This window comes from Dictyobacter kobayashii, assembly GCF_003967555.1.
Lineage (GTDB): Bacteria > Chloroflexota > Ktedonobacteria > Ktedonobacterales > Ktedonobacteraceae > Dictyobacter > Dictyobacter kobayashii.
In genome coordinates, this window is the sequence record NZ_BIFS01000001.1 from 1,916,325 (window position 1) to 1,928,297 (window position 11,973).

Below are 11,973 nucleotides of genomic sequence, written 5' to 3' on the forward strand. Positions count from 1 at the left end.
ACCAGCAGAGAGTGGCCCGCAGCATTCATTGAATTGACCCGGCTGCGGGTCATTTACCACCGACTTTATTTTTCCCAGGAGGCCTGCAATGAGCATTCGCATCGTTACAGACAGCACTGCAGATATGACGCCAGAGATGGCAGATGCCTTAGGCATTACGATTGTCCCACTTACCGTTTTTTTTGATGAAGAGACCTATCAGGATAACATTGATCTGGATAACGCGACTTTCTATCAAAAATTACAGGCCAGTAAAGTACTTCCTCGCACCTCACAGCCCGCCCCGGCCCTCTTCCAGGAAGCTTACACTCGTTTGATCAAAGAAGGAGCCACCGGAATTTTATCCATCCACCTTTCATCTCAGCTCAGTGGCACCTATCAATCCGCCTGTACCGCCTGGGAAAGCCTGCCCGAAGAGGTGCACACAGTACCTTTTGAAGCCATCGATTCCAGAAGTATCAGCGCGGGTATGTTTATGACCCTGAAAAAGCTGGCCGAAATGAATAAGCCCGAAACGAGCCTGGAAGAGCTAAAAACCTATGCCGAAGATAGATTCGCCCGCACACGCATCCTGGCCGTTCTCGATACACTGGAATTCGTTAAGCGCGGCGGCCGTATTGGCGGGGCCAAAGCCTTACTGGGCAACATGCTCAGTGTCAAACCAATTATCGCTCTCAATAAAGAGGGTGCAGTAGTACCTGTCGAACAGCCTCGCACACGCAGTAAGGCCTTTGCACGTACAGCTCAGTTGTTAACAGAGAATGAGCCGATTGAAGATATTGCTATCGCCGAGTCTAACACAGAAGTAGGTCAACAGCTGGCTGAAGCTCTCAAAAACACCTATGCCGGCGAGATCCCCCACTATAAATTGGGCGCAGCCCTCGGTACCCATACAGGTCCTGGCACAGTAGCAATCACATTTGTGACCGGCAAAAAATAAGTACGCTTATTCTAGCTTAGAATATGTCTTGCTTCCATATCACCTCGTCCTTCACGTACAAGCTCTCGCACCTGCGAAGCATATAATTGTTTTAGTATGTAAGCATAGGGAGCTCATACACAATTATGTGCTCCCTATGCGCGAAAGCTCATATTTATTTTAGTATGTAGTGTAGAAAATGTGTGATGCACATTTTCTACACTACATACTAAAACAGATTCGGGCGCGCCAGCGCACGTCCGCACAGCAGCAATACGCTTCCCATGATGATTAAGAGTAAGGAAGCGCTTCATTAGCAAAAAACTCAGCACTAAAGATGCTGAGTTTTTTTTATACTATTTTCAAGCTCAAAATTAGATAGCTGACAGCGTTTATGCAATAAATTGGATCATTTATTTGAGCGGAACAAGATAAATATACTGCACGGCATCTAGCCGATCAAGAGGTAAAACATGGCACAAAACTATGTCGTCCCAAACATTTATCAGGACTATAGCGATCAATCCCAGGGATATTTTGCTTTTCGCTTTGCCTGTCAACGTTGTCACTGGCAAATTGACACCACGCCGATCCGCTCCAGTGTCTCTACCGCCACCAATATTATGGACATTGGTGTTGGCTTCTTAGGTGGCTTCTGGGGTAGGGCGGCAGAAGCGGGCGAAAAGATCTATGGAACCCAATGGCACACGGAGCAAGCTCAGGCATTACAAAAGGCCTGGGGAGAGATTCAGCATAACTTTCATCTCTGCCCGAAATGCCATTATACGGTCTGTATGCGCTGCTTCAATATTCAGCTCAATCTCTGTACCGAGTGTGCGCCGGACTTAAAAACCGATGGGACCCAGTTCCAGCATCAAATGAATATCGATGCGCAGCGGGAACAGATTGAACAGCAGTATCATGCTCCGCACTTTAATGTACAGGCCATTCCTTCCGCAACTTCCCCCGATATGCTACAGCCACCCTTAACCCCTCCTGCACTCCCTTCCGACAGATCACAGCAGGTTCCCAACCAGGCATCGATTGCCGGCTTTGCCACGCCAGGCTATCCCAGGCTGGTATCCTGTCCAACCTGCCGTAAAGCTGGCCCTCCGGGGAAATTTTGCCAGGACTGCGGCACAAAACTCCCGGTACCAGATCTTTTTTGTCCCAATTGTTCTGAACAGGTTGAAGCCAATACCCGTTTCTGCCCAGAATGTGGCACAAAATTATACAAAGATAGTTGAAGTCAGCATATGCATAAATATATCTATTTATAATGCGCCTTAGTCTTATCCTCAAGATCTCCGCAATTTTCATGCCTGAGTTTGAGCGCCAAAGGCGCTCAAGAAGTTTTCTTGTATGGTGCAAAAAGTGCGCCTGGTCGCATTTTTTGCACCATACAAGAAAACAAGTGCGGGCGCGCCAGCGCACGTCCGCACAAGAGCGGCACGCTTCCCATGATGATAGGCGTAAGACACATTCTCACAGGAGTGAGGTGCTCTTTAGCATGAAAATGTGAAAGCCCATCTTCACAGCTCATGCATAATACATATGATGTAACTGGATATCTACTCAAGTAGAGCTAATGATCGCTTGAGTAAGCTCCTAACCATTGACTATACACGGGTCGTCACGTACAATAGTAGTACCAACGTGTGTCTTCTTGTATACACTGTTGAAACGCCCGGCGTGTTGTATGTGTTATATGCGCAAGCATTTGCCAGTCAAGTTGAACCATAGCAAGCGCATAAACATGGCAAACACATACAAAAGAAACGATCAAGTTCTATGTAGTTCGTTAACAGAACGACAAAACTGCTACAGTAACATGTGGCACAAACAACTGATTTTCGTTGGCATCAGCCATGCAGCGAACATGGCGTAAACTGCGAAGGAGGAACGACTGTGGGTATGTTACGGGTGATGTCACGGCGCGGCGACGACCGCCTTACATGGGATGAACAAAAAATTCAGACAGGTGATCCTGAAGCAGTAGCGGCCGTCAAAGAGGCGGAACGAATCTTTGAACAAGAAAAAGCGAAGGGAGCAACAGCCTTTCGCGTCACCGATGGTAATCCGGTACAACGCATAGATAAATTCGACGCCACAGCTGAACAAATAGTTCTGGTACCACGAGTCGTTGGAGGATGAACTTCGCGTCCCTGGTCATCTCTGTCCTGTGTTGGATGATCATTGCGCTAGCGATCACACCTATTATATGGCTGTTTTTACTTCCATATCTGAAAGGGTGGTCTCGTTCCGAACGCCGGGCAGCCAATCTGCTACGCGATATGCTTACGCCAGAGCAATTTCGGCAACTTCTCTGGCGTGGCTATTTGGAGATACCAAGTCCAACTGAGCCTCAACGTACATATCGGGTTCCTAGAAGTAAAGGCTATGTTCAAGTCTTAGAAAATGGCCGTATGATCATGCGCTTATGTCTACAACCCGCAGAGTATCTACCCGATGCCGATGTTGTAGTACTGCACAAGTTAATGATTGAGGCGAACGAGGAAACGTACTTACAAAAAGCCAATAAGTACACCTGCCATGATTGAGAACACAGGAAAGCTTATTGTCCAGGGTGCGTTGTACCATCAAGGTCTGCGCCAGACACAACACCCATAGGGGCGTGCTTTTTACGCCCCTATTTCTTGTTGATTTATTTAGCGACCATGAAGCCCTACTCTTCATCTTCCGCTTCTTCAATCTGGATAATTTCGCGGTGTCCATTCTGCTTAACACAGGCATGTGGCCCCCCATCAAGAGGTGTATGACATAAAGGGCAGACTGGACGGCCCGAAGCCACTACCACTTGAATGGTGCTGGAGAGATCCTGGGCTTGCTGCTGAGTAAAGCTAAAGGCAAGCTGCTCATCTTCCCTCATTGTAATCTCGGGTTCCTGGGTACGTTCCAGAGAAACGTCCAATGGAGTGATCAGCAGAGCAAAAAATGAATCCTGCTCATCAAAACTCAGGCGCATCTGACCTATTTGGACCTCATAGGTTGGATAGCGCGGAAAATCAGCGGGCATAGCTTGCGCGACCGTTTGCTCACCGGCCCGTGCTTCAGTCCGCAGTACCTGTCCCTCAGTAATTAGAGCCAGTGTGCGATCTAACGCCTCAGCCAGTCCTGCCAGCTGCTCTTTTTCCAACCACATGATTGCAGAGGCCTGTATGCTCTGTGTGAAGAGACGGAAACGCCGTTGTCCAGGTTGGCCGACCGCATCAGCACCGAGTACAGATACCAGTCCTAAATCTACACCCATTTTTCACCTCATCAATATCCACGCGCCGGATCATAAAGATTTCTTAGCGGCTCCCCGGCTCGATAGCGCCGCAAATTATCTGCGAACAGTTCAGTCAGACGCCGATCATAGTGCACACTATCACCAGAAATATGCGGAGTCAGGATGACATTGGGTAGTGAGAACAGTGGGCTATCCGATGGTAGTGGCTCCTCCTGTGTCACGTCCAGGCCCGCTCCTGCAATCCAGCCTTCTTTGAGTGCACGAATCAACATCTTTTCATCGATAATCTGGCCACGAGCTACATTAACCAGGTATGCGTGAGGTTGCATGGCACGTAACTCTGGTTCCCCAATCAATTTTTCCGTCTGCGGTGTCAGAGGTACAGAAAGCACAACATAATCGCTCTGCCGCAACATATCCTGTAAGCGTTCCATCGGGTAGAGCTGATCCACATCAGGATCAATAGTGCCCGCTTCAACTGTACGGCGCGTGGCCAGGACACGCATTCCAAAGGCATGTCCTAATTGTGCGATACGGCGACCTATACTGCCAAGCCCAATAATTCCTATTGTCTGGTTTACCAGCTCGCGCCCACCCAGCTTATACCAGTTTGCGCTATGAGGCCACACATGGCGATCTTGCAAGCGCACCATCTCAGGCCAGGTGCGATTAAACATTAACATACTTCCGAAGACATATTCCCCGATGGTCGAAGCATGAATACCAACTGCCGTTGTGACCATTACGCGGTCGGGCTCGTCCAGAATTCCTGTTGGCCGCAGGCCATCTACGCCAGCGCCTGAGGCCTGGAGCCAGCGCAAATGAGGGGCGAGGACACGCCAGTTGTTGGGTACCCAATAAGAACAAAGAATCTCAGCTTCCTGCAAACGGGCAAGAAACTCTTCATTATTTGTGATACAAAGCACATCCGTTTGCCCCGCTTCACGTAAGATAGCCTGCGATGCTGGTGTAAACTGAAATGTACTGATAATTTTCCTGTGATCAGGCATACAACCTCCTCCTTAGTGCAGGTGCGTTCAGTTATCTTAACCCTAAGATTGTATAGCACTTATGCTGATAACTGACACGAACCACAAAGCTTGCTCGAATGTTGCCATCCTTTTCTTTCAATACATTATATGATGCAAATTACCATTTTTAATGCCTGCTTAACGTATAAACGTAAAGCTTTATGTTAAAGTACAACAATAGAGACTGTCCAGCTACAATCATGTAAGCTCTCACTGATGAGAACTTCTTGTATCCGGTCTAGTGTACTCTAAGTGGACGGGTCTCTTTATACATATAACACACCAGAGACTCATAAGGAATCCATGGGGCGCTTGTCTGCAAAGTAGTTTAGGGGGTAGTACGTGGGAAATAACAACGATTTCATTCATTCCGCATCCTCAGTAGCTCATCAAAATCAGCCGACAATGGGAAATCACCAATTGGTAATTTTTACGCAACTGCTGCAAACAATACCTACGTTACACCATGCCGATGGGCTATTGCACTGGTTAGCTCAGATATTCGTCCATCGCATGGAATTAGAGGTCGTCCATATCTGGACACTCCAGGGCTATAACTCCGGCCGAACCACCATTGAGCTACGGGCAATGGCCAGCCGTCAACAAAAGGTGCCTCAGCAAATATTGATTAACACCCATATAGCCAAAGTAGCTGAACGCACACTCCATGAGCATCATACACTTGTACCCCAGGTGACGGAAGCTATCTTTTCAGTCCAGGCTGCGCGGCTGCTTACCAAACATAATCTGAATTATTGGGCCTGCTATTATCTCTCTAGCAATGTGCTCATCCCGCCAGCCAACAATGAACATGCTCTGGATAAAGTCAACACTCCCCTGCGTATGCTGATCTCATTTTTTACACGTCAGCCACCTAATCCACGCCTCATTCCTACAGTTGGACAGATTACTCAACAGGCTATTAGCCTGGCATGCAACCATGGCCTGCTACTACCAGAAAATCAGCACTTGCTGCCCGCCCCACGTCCCTCAGGGCGTGCCAGTACACTGCTGGAACTCATTCCACTGCGCATCTTTAAAAATGCGGCCAATCAGGGCCAGCATACTCAGCTAATCCCCAATCGTCAGATACGCCGCCTATATCTCTCCATAGATGGGCGTAGGAGCCTGGCTGCGCTGGCTACATTGACTCAGTTAAATCAGAGGGATTTCATGCTGGCTCTACGCACATTGATCACCCAGGGGCAAATTGAACTGTATGAGCCCAATGGATATCCCGTCGACCATGCCAGTATCCTGGAAACTCTTTAGCCGCCTGGTCTGAACACATACTGCAACAGTATGATCCGAAAGTATCAGGAACGTGATACTTTCGGAGATTGAGACACGGACAATTCTGAAGTATCCTTGTATTTGCACACAGTAATGAAGGCACCTCGAAGTGTTTCGCGACGAAACATTATCGGGGTGCACTCGAACCATATTTGGGGTTGGGAGGGGTATCGTGGTCTGGTATATGATCCTTCAGGGCCTGGAGTTCGCTTATCTACCAATTATACTCTTGATGACGGCACAGGCGATCTTCAATATACGGCTACACCTATTTATCTGGGAGACGCCCGAGCATGCATGGCTTAATCATGCACCCACGATTTATCGACATCCCAATCTCTCTTTTTCTATTTTCCTCCCGGCACGCCATGAAGAAAATATCTTTTGTGAGACCATTCAAAAAGTCTACAACCTCAATTATCCCAAAGAATTACTGCAAATTATCGCCATCTGCCGAGAAGATGATCCTGGCACAATTGCTGAGGCTCAGAATAAGATCGATGAAATTGGACATCCCAATATTCAGCTACTTATCTTTAATGACGGACCCATCAATAAACCCCATGGCTTGAACCTGGCATTACAGGTAGCGACTGGCGATATGATTACTATTTTTGATGCAGAGGATGAGCCGCATCCCGATATCCTCAATGTCATTAATACGACTGTACTTAATGAACATGTAGAGGTAATTCAGAGTGGGGTACAGCTGATGAATCACAACACGAAATGGTTTTGCTTTTTTAATGTGCTGGAATATTTTTTCTGGTTCAAATCTTCGATGCACTTCTTCGCTAAAATTGGCATGACCCCTTTGGGAGGCAATACCGTTTTTGTGCGTCGGGAAGTTGTAGAACACTTAGGCGGGTGGGATGAACATTGCCTGACTGAGGATGCAGACCTGGGCATTCGGCTCTGCCTGTCTCATACACGTCTGCGCATCATCTATGATGATGAGTTTGTAACGCGTGAAGAAACTCCTCACACGCTGAGCCAATTTATCAAACAACGCACACGCTGGAATCAGGGCTTTATCCAGGTGCTTCTCAAGGGCGATTGGAGGCAGTTGGATAAGATGTCGCAACGTTTTCTGGCGTTCTATATTCTTATTCTGCCCGAGCTGCAGGCTTTTTTCGCACTACTGGTGCCTGTATCCTTGCTCATGTTCTTTCTGGTCAAATTACCGCTCTGGTTTGCCATGCTGACCTTTCTTCCCTTGTACTGCTTTGTGTTCTCTATTTTTATCGATCTGGCCGCCCTCTATGAGTTTGTCAAAGTGCACAAACGCGCCTGGCGCTGGCATGAAGCCATTGTCTTGATCGTGGCCTTCTTTCCCTACCAGGCTATTTTGAGCCTGAGTGCTATACGCGCGGTATTTCGCCATCTCATTGGCAGAGCTAACTGGGAAAAGACAGCCCATGTAGGACAGCATAGAACAAAGGCTATATAAAAAGAGAGGGCAGAAAAAGATGTCATCACGTATCAAAAATACACAGTTCAGAGCACCAGATCAGCACATGAAATCTGCGCTTCCGCAAATGCCTCCTGTTACTCTTTTGAACGATAATCCAGAACATTTGCTGTTGCATAAAAGCTGGAACTTTACGGTCCATACTACTTATCGGCCCGGGCCTGGCACTGGTATGCTAAGACGTTTGCAGACACCCCCGCGTCCTCGTTATATCTCGGCCCAATCAGAGCGCATCTCTGACAGTGAGACCCGTGAGGTTCCTCGCATCGCCCTGCTCAATCCAATACCCAGCCGTAAATCTGCCTTATCACGCTGGCTCGAAATGGGGATCTTGCTAACAGGGCTACTGGCCTCGTTACTGGGCCATGCCTTCAATATTTTTCAATTCCCCCGCTATGAGTTAGATGAAGGCACGTATATCTCCAGTGCCTGGGCTATTTTACATGGACAGATCACACCCTATCCATACGGTTATGGCCATCCACCTCTGGCCTGGCTACAACTGGCCTTGCTGGTTCCATTCAGCGGTGGCTTCTTTACTTTTGGCAATGCCATCAATACCGGAAGAGTGTTGATGCTACCTTATACACTTGGCTCCTCTCTTCTGGTCTATCTAATCGTACGCCGTATCGTGGGGAGCCGCAGCGCCAGCATGCTGGGGCTTATCCTATTTTCGCTCTCACCCCTGAGTATTACTTATCAGCGACAGATTCTGCTTGATAATATCAGCGCGTTCTGGCTGCTGCTCTCACTTTATCTTCTGGTCACCAGTAACAGTCGCTTACGCTACATTGTCCTGGCCGCCCTGAGCTTTGGGATCGCCTTGCTCTCAAAGGAGGTTATGATCCTTTTTCTGCCTGTCATGATCTATGCCACCCGTCTATATACCACGAGGTTCCAACGCAAGTTCGCGCTGGTGGTTTTTATCTATACAACGATTGCTTTAGGGTCTAGCTTTGTGCTACTGGCAATCCTCAAGGGTGAACTGTTCCCCTATGACTGGCATCTACCATGGGACATCCATCAACACCTGAGCTTGCTTCAAACCTATCTGGACCAGACACAACGGGGACAAGAGGAGGGAAGTTTCAGTGGTAGCTGGGGTAACTGGCTACATGGAGATCGCCTGTTACTTCTCTGCAGCCTGGCCACACCGGCCTTCAATATTATAGTCGGCTGGTGGAAACGCCAATACCTGTTAATGGGGCTCATGGCTGCTAGCTTCTGGTTACTGCTGATAAGAGGGGGCGTAGTACTCTCATTCTATTTTATTCCGCTGATCCCTCTAACAGCTATCAATGTGGCGCTGTCCGTCCATTTGATTACCCGCTGGCTCAGTAAGTGGCTACACATGCAGGCCGTACGGGTTGCCCTTATCATCACTATCATAGCGGTGCTTATACCCTACGACTATGTCCAGGCAACGCCACTATTCACCCAACATCCTACCAGCGCCCAGACCAACACCATCAATTGGATACGTACGCATATTAGTAATAGAAACGCTTTTATCGTGATCAACAGTTATCTCTATCTGGATTTACGCGAGGCAAATAACGTTCCAACCTTTCGCTACGCCCATGTCTACTTCAATGTAGCCACAGATCCTGAGCTACGCGACAAACTACTCCACAACGATTGGCGCAATATCGATTATATTGTCGCCGACTCCGAAATGCTGACCGATATCCACCACAATAGCCAGCAGATGAAAATTATTCAAGATGCCTTAAACCATGCGCGTATTCGCCAGCAATTTCGGGCGCAGGACACTGATCAGCAATTGGTGATCACGATTTACCAGGTCCAACATACACCGGTTCAGTCCAGTAAGCCGAAAGGAAAAGGTGCCCTTGGAAAATAGAACAATTGCCATCACACGCACTTTTGATGATATTGAAGCCGCCACCCATCGTGCGATTGCCAGTATAGGAGGTATGCAGTCAGTGATGCAGGGGGGCCGGAATGCACTGCTGAAACCTAATTTTGTGGCTGGTCGCAACGCCACCACAGGCTCAACCACCCATTTTGCCATTATCAAGGCGGTAGCGGAAGAGGTACGGGCCTGTGGTGCCAAACCCTTTCTATGCGAAATACCAGGCACCGAATTTGACTGTGAGGCCACTTATACACTGCTAGGACTGGAACAATTCTGCCAGGATAATCACATCTCGCTACTCCGCCTTGATCCGGAAGGGGGTGCGGAAGATTGGATAGAGATTCAGGCAACTGGTGCCAGGGTGTTACGCCAGTTTCGGGTACCTCGCCTGCTCCACGATCAAGGAACCCGGCTCATTAATCTCCCGGTGCTCAAAACACATGTGGTCTCTATCATGAGTTTGAGCATGAAGAACCTGATGGGGATCTTACCTCGTCCTGAGCGCCGTACTATGCATACGTTTGGGATTGATCAATGTATCGTCGATATGAATTTTGGCATCCAACCTGATCTCACCATTGTTGATGGCTGCGTTGGACAAGATGGAGATGGACCACTTTATGGAGATTGCGCCGATCTACAGGTGCTGGTAGCTGGCCGCAACAACCTGGCGGTTGATCTGGTTTGCTGTCAGTTAGTCGGGGTTAAGCCGCGATCGGTTCCTCACCTCAAACTGGCCCTTGCGCAAATGGGTAAACCAGACTGGCAAGTTGTCGGTGAGGAGATGAGTATCTTAAAACAATTTATCCTACCACAGAAAAAAAGCCTCTATCGCAGCATCTTCTGGTCTATGTTTTTGCTCGATTATCCCTATAGCTGGCTGGCCGAACGTGGTAAGCATCTATGTACCACCATCTACAATAGTGGCCTGGTTGGAACACGGCCCCAGATTAATCAAGAACGCTGTACGCGCTGTGGAACTTGCGTCGAAACCTGTCCGCTCCCCAATGTAATTGATTTGCAAATCCTGAAAATCAATTACCAGAGCTGTCAGCGCTGCCTGCTTTGTTATGAGCAATGTCCCGAGCATGCCATCAGCGTCAAGGGCTATTCAGGAGCAAGGACATGACAATAGCGGTTACTGGCGCTACCGGCTTTCTAGGTACAGCCCTGGTCCAGCGTCTATTAGAAGTCGAAGATGGACAACAGATCCGTATTCTAGCTCGCGATCCCTCAAAAGCCAGGCGCCTCTTTGGCACAAATGTCGAGATTATCGCTGGCGATATCACTGACCAGGCCCAGGTAGGGCGTACATTGCATAACGTCCAGGTTGTCTATCACCTGGCGGGACAGCTCTATCATCCCATCTATCCTGCCCACGACTATATCCGCACCCATGTCGAAGGGACACACACACTGCTCACGGCCTGCCAAAAGGCGCCAGATCTTCAACGACTGCTATATTGCAGCAGCACCGGGGTCTTTGGCGTCACTGGGCGTCAACCGGCCACAGAAGAGGCAGAATACGCCCCCACCAATCCTTATGAAGCAGCCAAGGTGGCCTGCGAACTATTGGTGGCCCAGGCATACCACGAACGAGGGCTTCCAGTCAGCATTCTCAGGCCTGGTCTGGTCTATGGGCCAGGCGACCTGCATCTACTAGGCCTCTTCCAGGCCATCCAGAAAAGGTCTCTTTCATGTGATCGATGGCGGGAGAGCCTTTCTACATCCCATCTATATTGAGGATATGATTGAGGCATTTCTACTCTGTACCAGACAAGCGGGGGCTATTGGGCGCAGCTACAATATAGCTGGCTCCCTGCCGGTAACGGTACATACGCTGGCCCAGACAATAGCTCATGCCCAACACCTCACTTTACCCCGAAAGAGTATCCCGCTGTGGTTAGCCAGGCTGGCGGCTGCTACCTTTGCGCTGCTACCAGGCATAGGAGGCAGTGAAAAAGCGCCCCTGACCCATAGCCGTATTGATTTTCTAACCCATAGTCGCATTTATGACATCTCGCGTGCACAGCGAGAACTTGGTTTTATACCTACCACAGCTCTGGATGTGGGAATACATCAAACGACCGCCTGGTATCAGGCCCATGCTTATCTATAAGCTCACAC

Annotated in this window: 12 protein-coding genes; 10 read left to right on the plus strand and 2 right to left on the minus strand. The window is 48.8% G+C overall.

The features are described 5' to 3' along the window. Positions 1-88: 88 nt before the first annotated feature. From EL645_RS08380 to EL645_RS08395, 4 genes are all read left to right on the plus strand, one after another. The gene (locus EL645_RS08380; protein WP_126549599.1) at positions 89-940 is read left to right on the plus strand and encodes a DegV family protein; all 852 of its coding nucleotides are present in this window, start codon (positions 89-91) and stop codon (positions 938-940) included. A gap of 452 nt (positions 941-1,392) precedes the next feature. Continuing rightward, positions 1,393-2,166, plus strand: coding sequence for a zinc ribbon domain-containing protein (locus EL645_RS08385; RefSeq protein ID WP_126549600.1), 774 nt, complete (start codon positions 1,393-1,395; stop codon positions 2,164-2,166). Between the two features lie 667 nt (positions 2,167-2,833). Next, the gene (locus tag EL645_RS08390) at positions 2,834-3,073 is read left to right on the plus strand and encodes a hypothetical protein (protein WP_246035526.1); all 240 of its coding nucleotides are present in this window, start codon (positions 2,834-2,836) and stop codon (positions 3,071-3,073) included. After that, on the plus strand, positions 3,070-3,480 hold the full coding sequence (locus EL645_RS08395; protein WP_126549602.1) for a hypothetical protein: 411 nt from the start codon (positions 3,070-3,072) through the stop codon (positions 3,478-3,480). The genes EL645_RS08390 and EL645_RS08395 overlap by 4 nt, the downstream gene beginning before the upstream one ends. 125 nt (positions 3,481-3,605) lie before the next feature. Here the strand turns inward: EL645_RS08395 and EL645_RS08400 are convergent, their stop codons facing one another. Then, the gene (locus tag EL645_RS08400) at positions 3,606-4,190 is read right to left on the minus strand and encodes a DUF3090 family protein (protein WP_126549603.1); all 585 of its coding nucleotides are present in this window, start codon (positions 4,188-4,190) and stop codon (positions 3,606-3,608) included. 11 nt (positions 4,191-4,201) lie between these two features. Next, the gene (locus EL645_RS08405; RefSeq protein WP_126549604.1) at positions 4,202-5,182 is read right to left on the minus strand and encodes a D-2-hydroxyacid dehydrogenase; all 981 of its coding nucleotides are present in this window, start codon (positions 5,180-5,182) and stop codon (positions 4,202-4,204) included. Between the two features lie 363 nt (positions 5,183-5,545). Here EL645_RS08405 and EL645_RS08410 point away from each other — a divergent pair, with 363 nt between their 5' ends. The 6 genes from EL645_RS08410 to EL645_RS08435 all read left to right on the plus strand — a co-directional run bounded on the left by EL645_RS08410 (position 5,546) and on the right by EL645_RS08435 (position 11,965). Beyond that, positions 5,546-6,475 carry a hypothetical protein gene (locus EL645_RS08410; protein WP_126549605.1) on the plus strand — a complete coding sequence of 310 codons (930 nt, stop codon included), beginning with the start codon at positions 5,546-5,548 and terminating at the stop codon, positions 6,473-6,475. A 193-nt stretch (positions 6,476-6,668) separates the two neighbouring features. After that, a complete protein-coding gene (locus EL645_RS08415; RefSeq protein ID WP_246035317.1) occupies positions 6,669-7,946 on the plus strand; it encodes a glycosyltransferase in 1,278 nt (425 codons plus the stop codon). Positions 7,947-7,965: 19 nt separating this feature from the next. Further along, positions 7,966-9,831, plus strand: a complete 1,866-nt coding sequence (locus EL645_RS08420; RefSeq protein ID WP_126549606.1) for an ArnT family glycosyltransferase — start codon at positions 7,966-7,968, stop codon at positions 9,829-9,831. After that, positions 9,821-10,975 carry a DUF362 domain-containing protein gene (locus tag EL645_RS08425; RefSeq protein WP_126549607.1) on the plus strand — a complete coding sequence of 385 codons (1,155 nt, stop codon included), beginning with the start codon at positions 9,821-9,823 and terminating at the stop codon, positions 10,973-10,975. Before EL645_RS08420 ends, EL645_RS08425 begins: the two co-directional genes overlap by 11 nt. Continuing rightward, entirely contained in the window at positions 10,972-11,589 is a 618-nt protein-coding gene (locus EL645_RS08430) for an NAD-dependent epimerase/dehydratase family protein (RefSeq protein WP_161977228.1), read from the plus strand. Before EL645_RS08425 ends, EL645_RS08430 begins: the two co-directional genes overlap by 4 nt. A gap of 4 nt (positions 11,590-11,593) precedes the next feature. Beyond that, a complete protein-coding gene (locus EL645_RS08435) occupies positions 11,594-11,965 on the plus strand; it encodes a Rossmann-fold NAD(P)-binding domain-containing protein (RefSeq protein ID WP_126549609.1) in 372 nt (123 codons plus the stop codon). Positions 11,966-11,973 lie beyond the last annotated feature (8 nt).

Coding starts and splice junctions, on each gene's coding strand:
- EL645_RS08430 (WP_161977228.1), top strand. CDS start 10,972: ATGACAATAGCGGTTACTGGCGCTACCGGCTTTCTAGGTACAGCCCTG.
- EL645_RS08420 (WP_126549606.1), top strand. CDS start 7,966: ATGTCATCACGTATCAAAAATACACAGTTCAGAGCACCAGATCAGCAC.
- EL645_RS08400 (WP_126549603.1), bottom strand. CDS start 4,190: ATGGGTGTAGATTTAGGACTGGTATCTGTACTCGGTGCTGATGCGGTC.
- EL645_RS08395 (WP_126549602.1), top strand. CDS start 3,070: ATGAACTTCGCGTCCCTGGTCATCTCTGTCCTGTGTTGGATGATCATT.
- EL645_RS08390 (WP_246035526.1), top strand. CDS start 2,834: ATGTTACGGGTGATGTCACGGCGCGGCGACGACCGCCTTACATGGGAT.
- EL645_RS08405 (WP_126549604.1), bottom strand. CDS start 5,182: ATGCCTGATCACAGGAAAATTATCAGTACATTTCAGTTTACACCAGCA.
- EL645_RS08380 (WP_126549599.1), top strand. CDS start 89: ATGAGCATTCGCATCGTTACAGACAGCACTGCAGATATGACGCCAGAG.
- EL645_RS08435 (WP_126549609.1), top strand. CDS start 11,594: ATGATTGAGGCATTTCTACTCTGTACCAGACAAGCGGGGGCTATTGGG.
- EL645_RS08385 (WP_126549600.1), top strand. CDS start 1,393: ATGGCACAAAACTATGTCGTCCCAAACATTTATCAGGACTATAGCGAT.